This is a genomic window from Microbacterium sp. GCS4 (assembly GCF_001262495.1).
GTDB lineage: Bacteria > Actinomycetota > Actinomycetes > Actinomycetales > Microbacteriaceae > Microbacterium.
The window spans coordinates 321,472-339,744 of sequence record NZ_LGYE01000003.1 but is presented as its reverse complement, the minus strand read 5'-3'; the positions used below and the strand labels follow the sequence as shown (position 1 = coordinate 339,744).

Below are 18,273 nucleotides of genomic sequence, written 5' to 3'. Positions count from 1 at the left end.
AGAGCCCGCGCACGCAGAGGAGGCCCGGACGTGATCGTCCGGGCCTCCTCGGGATGCCGTGCGTCAGTCTGCGCGGCGGCGCCTGCCCCACATCAGACCGCCGATCGTGAGCAGCACCAGGGCGGATGCCGCGAGCGCGGCCCATGCCGCGCCGTCGCCGCCCGTGACGGCGAGCGCGCCGGTCGCCGAACCCGGCACCGCCGTGACGGCCAGTCCGGTGCGCGCGAGCTCCGCGCCCTGGGCGTTCGTGGCGACGAGGGCGTGGGCGCCGGCGGGCGTGTTCGCCGGGACCGTCACGGTCGCGACGGCGGTGCCGTCGGCACCCACCGTCACCTCGCCGAGGCGCACCGGGTCGGAGTGCAGCCACACCTGCACGACCGCTCCGGCGACGAAGCCGCGCAGCTGCACGCTGAGGCTCGCGCCAGCGCGCGCCGTGGCGACGGAGGCGGTGATCGTGGCGTCCTTCGGCGTCGCCGCCGTGGTGACTTCCAGCGCCGAGCTCGCGAGCTCCGCGCCTCCGGCGTCCTTGACGATCAACCGGTGCGCCCCGACCACGGCATCCGCGGGGATCAGCAGCGACGTCGACAGGGCGCCCTTTCCGTCCACCGCGGCATCCGCGATCCTCATGCCATCGAGCCAGAACGACACCGCCGAATCCGGGGCGAAGCCGGTGAGCGCGACGCCCACGCTGTCCCCCGCCCGTACCGATCCGGCATCGAGGTCGAGCACCGGATCGGTCGCCTGGCCGCATCCGTCGAGAGCGTCGTCAGGGCGGGGCTTCGGCGCATGCCCGGCCTTCGCCGCGGGCGTGCCGTACACGGCCACCTCGGCGATCGCGGCGAACTGCGTGCCGGAGATCGACGATGTCGCCGTGATCCGCACGTAGCGCGCGGTGGTCTCGGCGAAGTCCACGTCCTGCCATCCGGCGACGTTCTGCCAGTCGCCCGAAGCCACCGGCGTGTACGTCTGACCGTCGGTCGAGACCGCGACCTCGTAGCCCTTGATGGGACCGTTCTGGTTGGCGCCGCGACGCAGGTACGAGACGCCGTCGACCGTCTCGGCGGCTCCGAGGTCGAGCGTCACGACGTGCGGATACGACGTCGCGCTCGTGCTCCAGCGGCTGTGCCAGAAGCTCCCGGCCTCTCCGTCGAGCATGTTCGCCGCAGCGCCGTCCTCTCCCTCGGTCTCCTCCGAGCTCGCGGAGGCGGTGATCTGCGCGTTCGGGATCCTCGCCCTGCTCGCGACAGCCGTCTGCTGCGTCGTGCGCACCGTGCGCACATCGCAGTCGACGAGGTAGGTCGCCGCGATGCCGATGGCGACCGTCGCCCCGGCGGCCTCCGCCGGGGCGGTGACGAGCCAGGTCGTCTCGACGGTCTTCCCGGGGTCGACGGAGGCGAACAGGTTCGACGATCCGTCGGCCACCTCGATGTCGTATCCCTCGGGCAGGTCGAGCGCGACCGCGACGTTCTCGGCGACGATGTCCTCGCTGTTCGTGAACTGCGTCGTGAACGTCGCCTGGGCGCCGGGGTTCAGCACTGCGCTCGCTCCCGAGACCGTCGCGCACGGCGTCCCGCCCGCGGTCGGCCCGAGATCGGTGACGGTGAAGTCGTCGAGCACGAAGTCGACGTCGGGTCCGCCGGCGCGTTCGAGGCCCACCCAGGTGTAGTCGCCGCATCCGACGACCACGTCCTGCGAGAACGCCGTCGTCTCGAGCGCCTGCTCGACAGGGGTGCGGTTCAGCACAGTCGACGACACCTCGCCGTCGGTCACCGCGTCGGTGCCGGTGAGCCAGCGGTAGGAGCCGATCGCACCGGCCTGGTAGTCGAAGCCGATGCGGTACGTGTGGCCCGCCTGCAACGGCACGAGCGTCGGGTCGGTCCGATAGACGAGCCCGTTGTTCTCGGAGTGCGACATCAGGGAGTGGTCGCCGGTGAGGGTGGAGTCCACCGCGAGACCTGCGAGCGCGCCTCCGGGAGCGAACGGTGCGGCGGTGTTGCGCCACTCGCTGCTCGCGTACGGATCGTGGCGTCGCGAGATGCTGGTGCGCGCATCGGTCACACCGCCCGCGTCGCCCTTCACGAACGGCCCCCATCCGGGCTGGTTGCCCTCGAAGTCGTTCGAATAGACCGTTCCGGCTGCGAAGGGCGTCGTGGTGTCGGACATGATCCGCGCGTTGTCGATCCGCACCGTCGCCTCGCCTTCGGCCGCGGCGATCGATACCCGCACCTCGCCCGACGCCGGTGCGAGGAACGACACGGTCGCGCGCTGCGAGTGCCGACCGTTCTTGGAGTCCGCGGCCACGTAGTTGATCGTCGGCGAGAGATTCCAGGTGCGCTGCACGGCACCCGAGCCGGTGTCGACCGACATCGTGACGTCGCGTGTCGCGATCGGATCGATCTCCACCTGCGCCGAGAAGGAGTACCGCTCTCCCGGAGTGAGCCCGGTGACGGTCTGGCCGATCGACGACGCGGCGTCGCCGAGCACGGCGATGTTGTCGCCGCGGGAGTCGCCCTTCGCCGTCCCTTCGTCGGTGCGTGCGATCGCCACATCACCGCTCGGGTGCCACGCGTCGAGCGATCCCGCATTGAATCCGGGGTCGTCGAGGCCGGCGTCGCGGTAGTCGACCGCGGCCCGCTCGGAGCCGCCCTGCGGCACGACGACGTACGCCACGCCCTTGTCGCCGGTGATCGTCAGCTCGCCGCCGACCGCGTTCACGGTCCCGACCTTCTGCCGGCCCTGGTCGCCCAGCGCGAAGACCTCGAACGCCGTGTTCGCACCGAAGGCGTCGGTGAGGCCGAACGTCTGAGCTCCGCCCGAGGCCGAGTAGAAGTACATCTTGTCGGCGTCGACGGGCGATCCGGCCTCCGTGTTCGACGCGAGCGACTGCCAGGGAAGCAGGTACGAGTCGCCGCGCAGTACCGTGGCTCCGTCCATCGTGATGACGCGTGTGCTGCCGTCCATCGTGATCGCGACGTCGTCGGTGAGCGCCGCCGACTTCCCCGCCTCGTAGGCGAGCAGATCGAACTGCTGGATGAACTTGGTCGGCAGGCTCTGCGTCCACACGTTGCCGATGAAGCCGTCCCAGTTCTGGTTGCCCACCCATCCCTCGGCGTCGACCAGTCGCTGCTGGCCGAGCAGGGCGTCGTCGTTCCAGATGTCTGCCTGTCCGTTCTGGATGAAGCGCACCATGGTCGAGTTGATGCCCTTGTTCGTGACGCCTCCGTAACTGAGGTCGTTCGGCCAGTGCGACCACACGGTGTTGTCGACGAACTTGTCGCCCCACTCGGTCGCGACCTCGAGCCCCATGCCGTGCAGCTCGTCGGCGAGTTCCTCCGCGACCCAGCCGTTGGAGTAGTAGACGTCGATGTAGACACCGCTGAGTCCCGGCACCTCGTCGCGCAGCTGCTGGAAGCGGTCGAGCACACGTCCCGACCCGAGGTCGGCCTGCTGGTTGATGTAGTACGACTGGTCGAGCCAGTTCCAGCCCGGCTTGTAGGGGGCGGCGCCGTCGATGATCGCCGTGTCGAAGGCATTCGCCTGCGGGTACATCTCCGTCGCGTTGACGTGCACGCTCATGTCGGCGTTGAGCTTCGCGCCCTCGTCCACGAGGTGGTTGAGGGCCTCGACACCGCCGGCGCGCTCGTTGACGTTGTCGCCGTAGTCGGTGTTGGCCGAGTCGTGCCCCTCGCTGCCGTAGCCCTTGTTGAGCACCCACTGACCAAGACCGTCGGTCTGGTTCGCGATGCGCTTGGTGTTGTCGAGCGTCAGGTCGAAGTAGTTGGTGGCACTCGAGGCGAAGTTGAACGGGATGCGGCTCACGACGCGCTCCGCGACGCGGTCGGCGCCGAGTCGTGGCGTGTCCACCTCCCGATAGCGGATTCCGGCATCCTGCCAGTCCACCGCGCCGTCGCCGTTGCGGTCGCCGGTGAGCAGCACGGTGACCTTCGGCAGCTCGTAGGTCGTCACGCGGTCGTCCACGGCGGTCGTCGGGTGGATGAGCCAGCTGTTCGAGCCGATCTCGGCGGTGCGTCCGTCGACGCCGGTGATGCGGGTGGTCAGTCGTGTGTTCCACGGCGCCGTGCTGCCGGACGCCTGGGTGGTCGAGTTGGAGATCACGCTGCCGATGAGGTCGCCGGTGCCGAGGAACGCGAAGGCCGCGCCCTTCTGCCCTGTGGGCGTCCCGGCGTTCACCGCGATGTGCTCGTCGGCGTTCTTGGTGCTGTCGGGGCTGATGACCGTGCGGTCGAGCACGGGAGACCCGTCGGATGCTCCGGCGGAGAGGAAGGCGTTGTCCGGCAGGCCGAGCGTGGTGACGGGAGTCGAGCCTTCGACGCCCGTGACCTCGAACACGACAGACCCCTCGGCGTCGACCCGGATGCTGCTGCGCACCGTCACGTCGATCCCGTCGAGCACTGAGATGTAGTCGACACCGGCCGCGGAAGGTGTCGCCGTGGTCGTCGCGGTGCGCGCGGTGCCGTTCACCGACCACGTCGCACCGGCTGCGCGCTGGCCGCCGATCGTGGCGCCGCCTACGGAGTACTCGACGATCTGCGGGAAGTCCGCGGCGACCGTCGCCGTCGTTCCTCCGCTCGAGATCTGCACCGTGTCACCGACGGCGGGTCCGCCGGGATCGGTCACGATGGGCGGGAGCGCCTCGTCGCTGAGCACCTCGATCTCGCCCGCTCCCCCTCCGTTGCCCGCGGCGTCCTGTGCGTCGAGGATCACGAAGGCGACGTAGCGGCCGGTCTTCGCCTCGCCGAGCGCGATGCGCTGCTTCTCGTCGTTCGCGGTCGGGGCGTGCAGAGTGGCGGTGGCGGCCGCCGCGCCCCAGCCGCCGTTCTTCGGATCCGTGAGGGCGACGGCCGCGTCGTCCGTGACGTACACCTCGACGTTCTTGGCCGAGACGCGCTGGCCCCTCTTGCCGGAATAGTCGACCGCGGAGATCGAGATGGACCGCTGCAGGTCGAGCGAGAGCCAGTGCGGGGCGGGGGCCGGCGTCGTGTAGCGCGAGACCCACTGCGTGGAGAAGTCGCCGTCGAAGGCTCCGAGCGCGGTGCCGTCGAGCGCCGGGGGTGCGGGGTACGCGTCGGATTCGCTCGAGACCGCGGCCAGGCGGTACTCGGACTTCGGAACCGGGATCAGATCGGCCGCCTGGGCCGGCGCGGCCTGCGCGACGACTCCGCCGACGGCGAGGGCGGTCACCAGCAGGGAGCCGACGGCTCTCCCTGCGCGGTGGGCTCGGGGTGTACTCAACACGTCTTGCCTCTCGGATGGGGCGACACGGCGAGGAGACGCCTCGATGCGTCGCGCTGGACACTCGCGGACACGAATGTTTGCGCTATCACCGTAGGCGGATCATGCTCGATTTTGCAATACCCTGAGTGATATAAGCGTAAACATTCACGGATTTCGCTCGCGACGGTCTCCCCCGCCGGGCACACGAAGGGCCGCCTCGCGTCAGCGCGAGGCGGCCCTTCGTCACGGCGTCAGGAGCCGATGAACTCCTCGCGGGGCCCGAACGAGGGCTGCTCCCGGATCTCCACCGCCCCTCCGAGACCTGCAGTGTCGAGCACCACGATCTCGTTCTCGCCCGCCCGCCACAGCGGCGCCGGCGCATAGAGGGTCTCCTGCGGTCCGATCTCCCAGTAGCGGCCGAGCAGGAAGCCGTTGAGCCACACCATGCCCTTCGTGCCGCCGGGGAACGCGAGCCAGGCGTCCAGCGCCTCCTCGACCACGATGGATGCCGTGGCCAGCCCTTCCGAACCGGTGGCCGCCACCGCCGCCATGGCCGTCTCGTCGAGGCGCGGCGCGTCCTGCGGGAGAACCCTGTGGGTCCACCCGTGCACCAGGCGCCGCCCGATCATCACGCCGCGCATGATCCCCTTGCCCTCCCCCGTGTAGGGCCCGTAGTTGATCCGCCCGAGACTCTCCACGAGGAGGGTGAGATGCGCCTCGCGCCTCGCCCCCGGCAAGGTGACGGTGGTCAGGCCGTCGCGTTCGAGCACACCGAGACACTCGCCGTCGAGCAGCACCGTGGCGCGGTCGTGCAGCCCGTCGACCGTGAGCGCGGCTCCGTCGCGGAAGGACACGGTCGCCTCGTACGCGACGAGGCCGTCTTCTGCGCCGAGATGCTCGAACGTCTGCGGGCGCGCGGATGCCGAGCCGACCACCGGTGCGGAGCGGATCACGTCGACGAGTCCGGCGACCGCCCGCAACGGCGCGGACGCCGGGCGCTGACGCCGAGGCTGCGCGGGAACCGGCGGGAGCTCCCTGTCGTGGAAGGGCTCGAGGATCCGGCGCATCTCGTGGAACTTCTCGCCGAGCGTCCCGTCCTCTCCGATCGGGGCGTCCGAGTCGTAGCTCGTCACGGTGGGCTGCAGAACCCGGTCGTGGTTGGCGCCGTTCCACAGGCCGAAGTTCGTGCCGCCGTGCGCCATGTAGAGGCTCACCGATCCTCCGGCATCCAGCAGCTCCCGCACCGTTCCGCCCATGCCGGCCGCCGATCGCACGTGATGACGCTCACCCCAGTGGTCGAACCATCCGCCCCACAGCTCGCTGCACATGAGCGCCTCATCGCCCCGCCGGAGTGCGCGGGCTGCGGCAACCCCGGTCCCGAACGTGAAGGTCGTCATCGCACCAGGCACGCTGCCGTGCTCGATCATGTCCGCGGTGATCCCGTCGGCCGTGGTCAGGAGCTCGACGATGCCGTGACGGCGCATCGCATCCCGCTGGTGCACCAGGTATGCGGCGTCGCTGCCGTAGGAGCCGTACTCGTTCTCGATCTGCACCGCGACGATCGGCCCGCCGTGGGCGGCCTGCAGCGGGGCCAGCCGAGGCATCAGCTCGTCGTACCAGGCGTCGACGGCCTCGAGGAAGTCGGGGTCGCTCGAACGCAGCGCGGCGACGCGACCCGAGAGCCAGAAGGGGATGCCGCCGTTCGACCACTCCGCGCAGATGTACGGACTCGGCCGCACGAACACGTCCAGGCCGATCTCTCCGGCGAGCGCGATGAAGCGCTCGACGTCGCGCCAGCCGTCGAAGCGGCGCTCGCCCTCGACGCGCTCGTGGAAGTTCCACGCGACATAGGTGTCGACCGTGTTCGCGCCCATCGCGGCGAGGCGGCGCAACCGGTCCTCCCACTGGTCGGGGTGCACGCGGAAGTAGTGGATCGCTCCCGAGAGGATGCGGTGCGGGACGCCGCCGCGGAAGAGCGCGCCGTCGCGCCAGGACAGGGCGGACGCCGGGGCCCCGACGGTGCGCTCCGGGGCGTCGGCGCCCGGGGAACGACCGTCGACGGCGCGGGCGAGAAGGTCTGACATGATCCTCCAGCGATAGTGTTTGCGTTCACATTATTGCACCACAGCTCCCCGTGGTTCGTGATATTCCGCTGTTTGATCGCTACCATTGCCCCATGCCCCCTCGTCGCCATCAGGAAGACCGATCCCCCAGCCAGGTCGACGTGGCCCGCCTCGCGGGAGTGTCGACCCAGACGGTCTCCCGTGTGGTGTCGGGACAGGACAACGTCCGCCCCGACACTGCGCGCCGCGTGCTCGCGGCCGTGGAGGAGCTCGGCTACCGGGTGCACGCGGCCGCGGCATCCCTCGCCTCCGGTCGCACGCGCGTGCTCGGGGTGATCGTCGTCTCGACCGATCGCTACTCGTCGGCCGCGCTCGGCGTCGGAATCCAGCAGGTCGCCGCCGCGAACGGGTACACCGTCACGACGGCGGCGGTCGCGGACCACGCCTCCACCGAAGCTTTCCTCGAAGCGTTCGACCGGCTCGAGCGCCAAGGCGCCGAAGGCATCATCCTGGGCGTGCCGGTCGAGCTCGACAGCCCGGCCATGCGCGCGCGCACCGAGCGGACCCCGGCCACCCGCAGCGAGAGGAGCTCCCTCGACGACGACGCGCCGCTCGCCGTCGACCAGCGCGCGATCGCCCGGCTTGCGGTCGAGCATCTGCTCGACCTCGGCCACGCGACGGTCTGGCATGTCTCCGGCGACGACTATTGGATCGAGACGCAGCACCGCATCGAGGCGTGGGAGCAGACGCTGCGCGACCGCGGCATCGCACCCCCGCCGCTGATCCCCGCCGACTGGACGCCGGAATCCGGCTACCGCGCGGGACGCACGATCGCCGCCATCCCCGACGTCACGGCCGTGTTCGTGAGCAGCGACGAGATGGCGTTCGGCCTGATCCGTGCGCTGCACGAGGCCGGACGCAGCGTGCCCGACGACGTGTCGGTGGTCAGCGTCGACGACATCGCTTTGGCCGCCTATGCCTCCCCTGCGCTCACGACCGTGCGGCAGCCCTTCGAGGACATGGGACGTGCAGCTGCACTGCGCGTGATCGCGAAGATCGAGGGACACGACGCAATCGGCGAGATCCCGTCGACCGATCCCCAGCTCGTGGTGCGGTCGTCGACCGCACCACCGTCGACCGCCCGCTGACGCCTGAGAGGATCGAGGGATGGCTCACGTCGTCGCGCTCTACCGTCATCCCGTGAAGGGCTTCACTCCCGAGCGCGTGGATGCGCTCACCGTGCAGGCCGACGGGCGCGTGGCCGGCGATCGAGTGCTCGCCTTCCGCTTCGCGGACGCCGCTGCGCCCGAGGACCGCGACGGTCTCGACTACTGGCCCAAGTCTCAGGGGCTCTCGCTGCAGGACTTCCCGGCACTGGCCGCGCTGCGCCTGCGCTTCGACGACGTCGATCGACGGCTGCGGATCGAACACGACGGCGGGATGCTCGTGGAGGCCGGGCTCGACGAGCACGGCCGCGCGGAGCTGAGCGCGGCGGTCACCGACTACGTCCTCGCGACCCCGGAAGGTCGCCGGCTCCGTCGACCCGGGCGCCTGCCGCTCGTGCTGGTCGGCGACGGGCTCACGTCGAGGTTCCAGGACCGTCCGCAGGGATACGTGTCGGTGCACAGCCACGGCAGCGTCGACGCCCTGGGGGACGCGCTCGGACTCGGCATCGACGATCGGCGGTTCCGCTCCAACATCGCGATCGACGGCGTCGCGCCCTGGGCCGAACTCGACTGGAGCGGGGAGGTCACGGTCGGCGACCTCGTGTTCCGCGCCGCCGGACCGATCGTGCGCTGCCTCGCGACGCACGCGAACCCCGACACCGGCGAGCGCGACGCGAAGGTGCTGACCACGCTCACCCGCAGCTTCGATCAGGAGGAGCCGACCCTGGGACGCCTGCTGCTCCCGGCTTCGGCGCAGGACGACGGCGGAGAGTGGCGGGGCGGAGTCATCCGCATCGGCGACGAGGTGCGCGCGGACTGAGCCCTGGCCGGGTCACCACCGGCCGTGCCGGCGCTCCCAGTCCTCTTCGATCGTGCGCCGGCGACCCGCGACCCATCCGGCGGGGATCGCCGCGAGGAGGATGCCGACGAGCAGCCACAGCGGCAGCTGCCACCCCCCGGTGACCTCGTGCAGTAGACCCACCAGCAGCGGGAAGACGGCCGCGACCGCGTAGCCGATGCTCTGCGCGAACCCGCTCAGCGCCACCGCGCTCTCCGGCGTGCGCGCCCGGATGCTGAGCAGCACGAGGCTGAGCGGGAACAGGATCGGTCCGAGGCCGAACAGCGCGACCCACAGCGGGAGCGCGACCGTCGGCGCGAACAGCAGCCCGGCGAGCCCGGCGAGGCCGGCGACGATCCCGACGAAGAACACCGGCCGCGTCGCGTGGAAGCGCACGATGAGCAGCGGCACGATCAGCGAGCACGGCAGGCCCATCAGCCCGAACAGCGAGAGCAGGAGTCCCGCATCGGCCGGCGTGACATCACCCACCTCGATGAGGATGGCCGGCAGCCAGGCGAACGACACGTACGCGAGGGTCGACGAGGTGCCGAACACGAGGGCGACCGCCCACGCCATAGGCAGCCGCCACAGCCGCCCGAACACCCGCGGGTTCGCCGGTCGGGTCACGATCGGCCCGGTCGACACCGACGCCGGATCGGGGTTCTCGAGCTGCTCGATCGACGGCTTCACGATCGGCGGGGTGAGCACGGGCCCCTGAGTGCGGTTCGTGGCGAGCATCACGATCCACGGCACGAGCGCGATCGCCGCGAACACACCCCAGAGGCCGAGCGAGACGCGCCACCCCGCGGAGTCGGCGATCGGCACCGCGATCAGCGGCGGCACGAACGTCGACACCGCCATCATGGTCGAGTACACGGTCATCATGACGCCGAGGCGGTCGGGGAAGTACTTCTTCACGAGCGGCGGCAGCAGCACGTTGCCCGAGCCGACGCCCGCGAACACCACGACGGTCGCCGCGAGCAGCGAGGTCGAGTCCACCGCGAACCCGCGCAGGAGGAGCCCGGCGGCGATGAGAGCGATCGCGGCGACCGCGATGCGCTCGAGACCGAAGCGCCGTTCGACGAGCGGCGTCAGGAGGCCGAACACGGCGAAGCACACGGGTGGTGCGGCGCCGATGAGTCCGGCCACGACCGGGGTCACCGGGAAGTCCTCGGCGATGTGATCGATCACCGGTGACAGCGACGCCACGGCGGATCGCAGCGAGAAGGCGACCAGCACGATGCCGATCAGGGCGAGGGCACGCCCCCGCCAGAGCGGCTGCGCACCGCCGGTCACGAGGTCTGCGACCCCTCCACCCACGCGAGGTACTCGTCGGAGACGGTGCCCGTGACGTAGCGGCCGTCGAAGCAGCTCATGTCGAGATCCTCGATCGCCGAACCCTCGGTGATCGCGGCCTTGAGGTCGTCGACCTCCTGGTACACGAGGTGGTCGCAGCCGAGCACCTCGGCGATCTCGGGGATCGTCCGCCCGTGGGCGATCAGTTCCTGACGCGAGGGCATGTTGATGCCGTACACGTGCGGATGCCGCACCGGCGGCGCCGCCGAGGCGAACGTGACCGAGGTGGCACCGGCATCCCGCGCCATCTGGATGATCTCCTTCGACGTCGTGCCGCGCACGATCGAGTCGTCGATGAGCAGCACGTTCTTGCCCTGGAACTCCGTCGACATGGCGTTGAGCTTCTGCCGGACGCTCTTCTTGCGCACGGCCTGCCCGGGCATGATGAAGGTGCGGCCGACGTAGCGGTTCTTGTAGAAGCCCTCGCGGTACTCGATGCCCAGCTTGCGCGCGACCTCCATCGCGGCGGGCCGCGAGGAGTCGGGGATCGGCATGACGACGTCGATCTTGTCCATCGGCACGTGCTTCGCGATCGTGTCGGCGAGGCGGTCGCCCATGCGCAGACGGGACTCGTAGACCGAGATGCCGTTCATCACCGAGTCGGGACGCGCGAGGTAGACGTACTCGAACGCGCAGGGCGCGAGCGTCGTCTCGTCCGCACACTGCTTCGTGTGCAACTCGCCATCGTTCGTGATGAACACGGCCTCGCCGGGCTCGACCTCGCGGACGACCTCGTAGTCGGCGTTCTCGAGCACGAGCGACTCGCTCGCGACGACCCATTCGTCCTTGCCCTCGGCGCCGGGCACCGTCGAGGGACGACGTCCCAGGATCAGGGGACGGATGCCGAAGGGATCGCGGAATGCGAGCAGGCCATAGCCGGCGATCACGGCGATCACGGCGTAGGCGCCCTCGATGCGCTCGTGCGTGCGGGAGACGGCCTCGAAGATGCGCTCGGGGTCGAGGTCGACCGTCGAGGTGGTGTTCTGCAGCTCCCCGGCGAGCACGTTCAGCAGCAGCTCGGTGTCGCTCGAGGAGTTCAGGTGGCGGCGGTCGCGCTTCGCCATCTCGGCGGTGAGCTCACGCGTGTTCGTGAGGTTGCCGTTGTGGATGAGGATGATGCCGTAGGGCGCGTTCACGTAGAACGGCTGCATCTCCTCCTCGCTCGACGCCGTGCCCTTGGTGGCGTAGCGCACGTGGCCGAGGCCGACGTTGCCGAGCAGTCCGCGCATGTCGCGGGTGCGGAACGCCTCGCGCACCATGCCCTGAGCCTTCGCGTTGTGCATGACGCCGTTGGCCTCTGCCGTGGCGATGCCCGTCGCATCCTGACCGCGGTGCTGCAGCAGGAGGAGAGCGTCGTAGATGTCCTGATTGACCGGGGCCGTTCCGACCATTCCGACGATGCCGCACATGTGTGGTTACTTCGCTCCATCCGCGTATGCGCCCACCAGGCGCACCGCTCCACCGTCGACGCCCTTGGCGCCCTGCTCGAACTCGCCATCGGGACGCGGGCCGAAACCGACCGTCGCGACCTGCCAGGCCGGCATCCCCTCGGCCTCGAGCGCCGCGATCGCCGCGTCCTTCTTCTCCGCCGACACGATCGCCAGGAATCCGATGCCGAGGTTCCAGGTGCCCTCGGCCGATTCGAGCGTCGATCCCGCGATGTCGCTGAGCACACGGAAGACGGGGCTCGGCGACCACGTGCTGCGGTCGACCTCGGCCCAGCTGCCCTGAGGCAGCACGCGGGCGAGGTTCGCGGCGATGCCGCCGCCCGTGACGTGGCTGAGAGAGTGGACCCCGCCGTCGAGCGCCGAGATCAGGCGCAGCAGCGGCAGCGTGTACAGACGCGTGGGCTCGAGCAGCGCCTCGCCCCACGTGGTGCCGAAGTCGGCGGCGTTGTCGCCGTAGCCGATGCCGGCGTTCGTGACGATGTGGCGCACGAGGGAGTATCCGTTGGAGTGGAGCCCGCTGGAGGCGACCGCGAGCACGGCGTCGCCGTCCTGCACGCGCTCCGCACCGAGGATGCCGTCGGCCTCGACCACACCGGTCGCGGCGCCGGCGACGTCGTAGTCGCGGGGTCCCAGCAGACCGGGGTGCTCGGCGGTCTCGCCGCCGACCAGCGCGGTGCCGGTCGCCGAGCACGCCTCCGCGATGCCGCGCACGATGTCGGCGATGCGCTGGGGCACGACCTTGCCGCACGCGATGTAGTCGGTCATGAACAGGGGCTTCGCGCCCACCACGACGATGTCGTCGACGACCATGCCGACCAGGTCCTGGCCGATCGTGTCGTGCTTGTCGATCGCCTGCGCGATCGCGACCTTCGTGCCGACGCCGTCGGTGCTGGTCGCGAGCAGCGGACGCCGGAAATCGCGCAGCGCGCTGGCGTCGAACAGGCCGGCGAATCCGCCGACGCCGCCGAGCACTTCGGGCCCGTGCGTCGCACGCACGGACGACTTCATGAGCTCGACCGCGAGATCGCCGGCAGCGGTGTCGACGCCGGCTTCGGAATAGGGGTTGGTGGGGGAGGCAGCCACGCGTCCAGCCTACCGCCCGCGGCGCCCTCCGATCCCCGCGCGGCATCTCCTACGATGGGGCCATGGCCGACAAGCCGCAGTGGCTGATCCGCGAGGACGCGAGCGTCCCCGTGCTCGTGGCGCTCGCGCTGCGCCAGTCGCTCGGCATCCGCACCCCGCAGGATCTGCCCTCGCTGCGCGATCTGCCGGTGAGGGCTCCGGATGCGGCCGACGCGACGCCCGAGCTCGAGACGCAGTGGCGCGACTACTGGGACATGACGGTGGAGCCGCGCGCCCACCACTCCGGTGTGCCGCTCGAACTCGTCGACGGCTTCGACACCCTCGTCGCACTGCCGGCCTCCGGCGCGGAGCAGCTCACCGACGCGATCGCCCCGCACGCGGCATCCGCGCTGCACTACGCCCGCGTCGCACACGACCGTTATGTGGCGTCGATCCGCAGCTCCATGGCTCACCGGTCCGGCTCGACCGACGGTGAGGCCTACCGTGCGTACGCGAGTGCGATCGCAGAATTCGAGCGCGACATCGGCCGCCGCGCGCACTCGTTCGAACTCAACGTGCAGGTGCTGCCGTTCTCGCAGCGCGGGATCTGGTGGATCGGCGCCCTCACGGTCGCGGTGACCGACGGCCTGCGGCGCGACGTGGTGTCGTTCGACGCGGCCATCCGGCCCATCATCGCCGAGCTGGCGTAGGCGGGGCCCGACGTCGGAGGGGGTCAGTCGCTCTCGACGATCGTCTCGTGCTCGACGCGCACGACGCGGTCGTGGCGACGCGAGACGCGTTCGATCACGAGGGCGACGACGCCGCCCAGCGCGAGGCCGATCGGCACGGTCCACAGCAGCAGGAAGCCGAACACCTGTCCGGGCGGGTAGACGACGTTCACGGCGTCGGAGGGCTCGTAGCTGCCCACGAGCGTGAGGATGCCGGCGACGACGATGCCGAGCACGACGCCGATGCCCATGAACACGCCGTAGCGCGGCACGCGGCGGACGGTCGCCTCGACCGTCTGGGAGGAATCGTGGGAGGACATGACTCCATTGTCCCACCGTTGTCCGTGCACCGCTGCCGGGTCTGCGACGGGGATGCCCCCGGACGCAGAGCACCGCCCACCCCGCGTCCGCTGCGGGGAGGGCGGTGCCGTCCTGCGGGGTCAGACCTCGGTCGTGACCTCGGCCCCCTCGGCCTTCGCCCGGGCGCGGCGCACCAGCAGCACGCCTCCGCCTGCGGCGAGCGCGACGATCACGAGGCCGCCGACGATCCACGGCCACACCGGCGCGCCGTCGACATCGGCCACGGCGGTGACCGCGGTCGTGGCCGCGCTGGCCTCGGCGGGCGCGTCGTCCTGCTCCTCGGCGGTCGCACCGCACGCAGTGGCGACGGGGATCCGCGCGGTCACCGGGTCGAGCTCCTCACCGGCGGCATACGTGCCGAAGGCTGCAGCCCCGGCCTCGGTGAGGGTCGCGGGCAGCGCGTCGAGCGACAGCATCCCGTCGACGGCGGCGGCGTCCGCGAGCGAGAACTCCGCGAACCGCACGCCCTGCTGGTCGATGCTCTGACCGTCCTGCGTCGTACCGAGCACGTCGAGGACGATGTAGCCGGTGTCGCCCGCGAGCTCGACCCGTGCATTCGCGATCGTCGTGTTCAGTGCTCCCCCGTGTCCGGTGAAAGCGATACTGCCGCCGAACGCGACCAGACCGGTGAAGGTCTCGTCCTCGAACGAGCCCGCGCCGCCCTCCCACACATAGTCCGGGTAGCGGTACTCGACGCCGTCGAGCGTCCATCCGCCCGCGGCGATGCCCTCGATGTACGTGCGGAACGACTCCTTGAAGCCCCACTGCAGGGTCGCTCCCTCCACCGTGCACTGGCCGAGCGCCGCCGTGGTGGCGCGGGTGAGGGTGAACTCGAGCCCGCGCGACACCGAGCCCTGCAGGGTGAGCGTGTGCGCGCCGTCCTCGAGGCTCGCGGGCAGTGTGCCCGTCCAGGTCGCCACGCCGTCGGCATCCGCCGTGACGGTGTCGAGCAGCACGGGCGTCGAGTACACGACGACCTTGATGTCCTTCTCGCCCGCCTGGAAGCCGGATGCCGAGAAGCTGGCCGACTGCCCGGACTGGAGTGCGGTGAGGTTCGTCCCGTCGATCTGGATGCCGGTGGTCGCCGGCGGGGTCGCAGGGATCGTCGTCTTCGCCTTCACGGCGGCCGCGGCCACCGTTCCGGTCGTGCCCGCGGGGGCGGCGGCGACGGATCCGATCGTGAACGTCACCGGGTCGAGCGTCGTCGAGAAGCCCGCGAGCACGCGGTCGCGACCGGCAGGCGTGAGCGTCGCGGGAGCTCCCGAGTACGTGACCGCACCGTTGGCCGAAGTGACGACGGCCCGCGAGAGGTCGAGCGTCGCGAACGCCACCTGCGCGCCGCCGTGCGTGACCGACAGGGTCGCCGCGCCGGCGGAGGTCACGGTGACCTGCGGGTTGGAGACCGTGACGTCGAGCACACCGCCGTGACCCGTGAAACGCACGGAGCCGCGGTAGATCACGCTGCCGAGCCCCGAAGCCGTGCTGTAGTCGCCCCCGGCCATCTGACCGAACTGGAAGCGACCCTCGGACCGCGTCGCACCGCCCGAGACCTCGATCGCGCCCTTGGCGATCGGACCCGTGACGTAGTTCGTGAACGAGGTCGAGATGCCCCAGCGCAGCGAGCCACCGGGCACCACGACTCCGGGCACCACGACTTCGGGGGCCGTCGGCGTGACGGGCGGTGTGGTCGTCGGGCCGAAGATCCTCTCCCACTGCTCGGGCGCTACCGTGACCGCGCTGCGGCCGTAGATGGTGCTCGCGGTGGGCATGGTGTGCTGCTGCCACACGATGACCTCGTAGGTCTTGGTGCGGTCGAGGAGCTTCGCGGCCGCCGTGAGGTCGACCGTGAGTGCGCCGCCCGTGACGGGACGCACGTACTGCATCGCGGCGAAGCCGCCGCCCGCCGTCACATCGGCCTCGGTGCCGGTCTCGATCAGCGCAACGTAGGCGCCGGCGATGTCGCCGAGCTTCGACGCGGATGCCGTGACGGCGAGGCCCTCGGCCGCGGTCGCGTCCGTGACGGTCGCAGAGACGACCGGGGCGTTGCCGTAGTTGAGCAGGACGCCGCGCTCCTGCGCCGCGTTGGTCACGCCACCGGCGCCGTAGGTGTACACGCCGTATGCGCCGGGCGTCGCGGGAGCATCCTTCAGGGTCAGCGTCGCGGTGAACGTGCCGTCGTCCGCGATGTCGGCCCATTGCGAGCGGATGATCGACTGATACTGCGAGGGCACCTGATCGAGCACCGACTCGGCCAGCGCCCACTTCTGCGCACCGACCGAGCGGGTCGCGGACGCGGCCCCGGTAGACGGCTGCCACTGCGAGGCGAAGTTGCCGAACACGACGTACGTGCCCTGCGGCAACGTGTTCGGGATCGGCACCCCGCGGCCGCCCACGTTCGCGGTCGGGTCGTAGCCGGAGCCCTTCACGACGATCGTGTCGCCTGCCTTCAGCGCGGTCGCGCCGGCGGGTGTGGTGCCGTCGGAGAGGAACACGGTGATGGCCGGTGCGGGGTCGACGACATCCCAGATCGCGTCGCTGATCGCGACGGGCGTGCGGGCGAGCATCGTCTGCGCGTTCGGCATGGTGTGCTGCTGCCACACGATGACCTCGTAGGTCTTCGTGCGGTCGAGAGCCGCAGCCGGGGCGTTGAGGTCGACCGTGAACGCCCCACCCGTGACCGAGCGCACGTACTGCATGGCCGCGAAGCCGCCGCCCGCGGTGACGTTCGCCTCGGTGCCGGTCTCGATGACCGCGGCATACACCCCGGTGGCACTGCCGAACGCGGTGCCGGTGACCTTCGTGGTGACGCCGGGCGCGCCCTCGGCCAGGGATGCCACGGCCGTGATCTTGGGAGTGACGGCGTAGTTCAGGGCGACGCTGCGCTCCTGCGCCGCGTTGCTCACCCCGCCGGCGCCGTAGGTGTAGACGCCATAGGCACCGGGCGTCGCGGCCGTGTCCTTGAGCGTGAGGGTCGCGGTGAACGTGCCGTCGGCAGCGATGTCGACCCACTGCGAGCGGATCGTCGACTGGTACTGCGAGGGCACCTGGAGGAGCACGGACTCGGCGAGGGCCCACTGCTGCGCACCGACCGAACGGGTCGCGGACGCGGCGCCCGTCGAGGGCTGCCAGGCCGAGGCGAAGTTGCCGAACACGACGTACGTGCCCTGCGGGAGGTTCGCGGGGATCGGTACGCCCCGTCCGCCCACGTTCGCGGTCGGGTCGTAGCCGGAGCCCTTCACGACGACCTTGTCGCCGGCCTTGAGAGCGGTCGTGCCGGCGGGCGTGGTGCCGTCGGCGAGGAAGACGGCGATCGACGGCTCGGTCGGCTCCGGCGTCGTGCCGGGGTCCGTGCCGGGGTCGGTACCTGGGTCCGTGCCGGGATCGGTACCCGGGTCCGTGCCGGGATCGGTTCCCGGGTCCGTGCCGGGGTCGGTACCGGGGTCTGTGCCAGGGTCGGTGGTCGGCGGGAAGACGGCATCCCACTGCGCATCGGAGATCGCGACGTCGCCGCGGGCGTAGATCGTGTCGGCGTTCGGCACCGAGTGCTGCTGCCAGATCAGGACCTCGTACACCTGCGTGCGGTCGAGCTTGTCGGCCGGGGCGGTCAGCGTGAACGAGCTCGCACCGGCGCTCACCGCCGGGAACGGCGTCGCGAACGCCGCGTAGCCACCGCCGGGGCCCGAGAGTCCGGCCTCGGTGCCCTTGACGATGAGCGCGGCGTAGGCGCTGGAGACCTCGGGGAGCCCCGATGCCTGCACCTGCACCGAGACGCCTGCGGCGTCGGCGGAGGCCACGGTCGCTGCGACCGAGCCGGACGCGGCGTGCGCGGGAGGCACGATCACGGCTCCGGCGGCGATCAGGAGGAAGGAGAGGAGAGCGGCGAGCGCGACGCGCAGACGCCTGCTCCCCCAGGATGCTGTGGCTGTGTGATTCACGGTTCTCCAGGCTCCCGGGCGCGCGGTTCGGGCGCGCGCCGGCGGTGCCGCAATGCGATCGGGCGAAGGGTGATTGTTGGTT

10 protein-coding genes are annotated in these 18,273 nt (G+C 70.7%); 3 read left to right on the top strand and 7 right to left on the bottom strand.

Going from position 1 to position 18,273, the window contains the following annotated elements:
• Positions 1-63: 63 nt before the first annotated feature.
• A complete protein-coding gene (locus AKH00_RS13410; protein ID WP_235556777.1) occupies positions 64-5,202 on the bottom strand; it encodes an endo-alpha-N-acetylgalactosaminidase family protein in 5,139 nt (1,712 codons plus the stop codon).
• 284 nt (positions 5,203-5,486) lie between these two features.
• A complete protein-coding gene (locus tag AKH00_RS13405) occupies positions 5,487-7,319 on the bottom strand; it encodes a glycoside hydrolase family 35 protein (RefSeq protein ID WP_082297624.1) in 1,833 nt (610 codons plus the stop codon).
• 92 nt (positions 7,320-7,411) lie between these two features.
• On the opposite strand from AKH00_RS13405, the gene AKH00_RS13400 reads away from it, so the two are divergent.
• The gene (locus tag AKH00_RS13400; RefSeq protein ID WP_050723252.1) at positions 7,412-8,446 is read left to right on the top strand and encodes a LacI family DNA-binding transcriptional regulator; all 1,035 of its coding nucleotides are present in this window, start codon (positions 7,412-7,414) and stop codon (positions 8,444-8,446) included.
• A 19-nt stretch (positions 8,447-8,465) separates the two neighbouring features.
• Entirely contained in the window at positions 8,466-9,284 is an 819-nt protein-coding gene (locus tag AKH00_RS13395; RefSeq protein WP_050723251.1) for an MOSC domain-containing protein, read from the top strand.
• Between the two features lie 12 nt (positions 9,285-9,296).
• On the opposite strand, the gene AKH00_RS13390 is transcribed toward AKH00_RS13395, so the two are convergent.
• The 3 genes from AKH00_RS13390 to purM are packed head-to-tail and all read right to left on the bottom strand — an operon-like array spanning position 9,297 to position 13,189.
• Entirely contained in the window at positions 9,297-10,622 is a 1,326-nt protein-coding gene (locus tag AKH00_RS13390; protein ID WP_235556776.1) for an MFS transporter, read from the bottom strand.
• The gene (purF, locus tag AKH00_RS13385; RefSeq protein ID WP_050723250.1) at positions 10,595-12,067 is read right to left on the bottom strand and encodes an amidophosphoribosyltransferase; all 1,473 of its coding nucleotides are present in this window, start codon (positions 12,065-12,067) and stop codon (positions 10,595-10,597) included. The genes AKH00_RS13390 and purF overlap by 28 nt, the downstream gene beginning before the upstream one ends.
• 6 nt (positions 12,068-12,073) lie before the next feature.
• Positions 12,074-13,189, bottom strand: coding sequence for a phosphoribosylformylglycinamidine cyclo-ligase (gene purM / locus AKH00_RS13380; protein ID WP_050723249.1), 1,116 nt, complete (start codon positions 13,187-13,189; stop codon positions 12,074-12,076).
• Between the two features lie 62 nt (positions 13,190-13,251).
• Between purM and AKH00_RS13375 the strand changes: the two genes are divergently transcribed.
• Positions 13,252-13,878 (top strand): hypothetical protein, encoded by a 627-nt coding sequence (locus AKH00_RS13375; protein WP_050723248.1) that lies wholly within the window; start codon positions 13,252-13,254, stop codon positions 13,876-13,878.
• A 23-nt stretch (positions 13,879-13,901) separates the two neighbouring features.
• Here AKH00_RS13375 and AKH00_RS13370 read toward each other — a convergent pair whose 3' ends face one another.
• Positions 13,902-14,216 (bottom strand): hypothetical protein, encoded by a 315-nt coding sequence (locus tag AKH00_RS13370; protein ID WP_050723247.1) that lies wholly within the window; start codon positions 14,214-14,216, stop codon positions 13,902-13,904.
• A 120-nt stretch (positions 14,217-14,336) separates the two neighbouring features.
• Positions 14,337-18,191 (bottom strand): HtaA domain-containing protein, encoded by a 3,855-nt coding sequence (locus AKH00_RS13365; protein ID WP_050723246.1) that lies wholly within the window; start codon positions 18,189-18,191, stop codon positions 14,337-14,339.
• Positions 18,192-18,273: the final 82 nt, after the last annotated feature.

Excerpts from the sequence above, each read along its gene's own strand:
- AKH00_RS13375 (WP_050723248.1), top strand. The coding sequence starts at position 13,252 with ATGGCCGACAAGCCGCAGTGGCTGATCCGCGAGGACGCGAGCGTCCCC.
- AKH00_RS13370 (WP_050723247.1), bottom strand. The coding sequence starts at position 14,216 with ATGTCCTCCCACGATTCCTCCCAGACGGTCGAGGCGACCGTCCGCCGC.
- AKH00_RS13400 (WP_050723252.1), top strand. The coding sequence starts at position 7,412 with ATGCCCCCTCGTCGCCATCAGGAAGACCGATCCCCCAGCCAGGTCGAC.
- AKH00_RS13405 (WP_082297624.1), bottom strand. The coding sequence starts at position 7,319 with ATGTCAGACCTTCTCGCCCGCGCCGTCGACGGTCGTTCCCCGGGCGCC.
- purF (WP_050723250.1), bottom strand. The coding sequence starts at position 12,067 with ATGTGCGGCATCGTCGGAATGGTCGGAACGGCCCCGGTCAATCAGGAC.
- AKH00_RS13395 (WP_050723251.1), top strand. The coding sequence starts at position 8,466 with ATGGCTCACGTCGTCGCGCTCTACCGTCATCCCGTGAAGGGCTTCACT.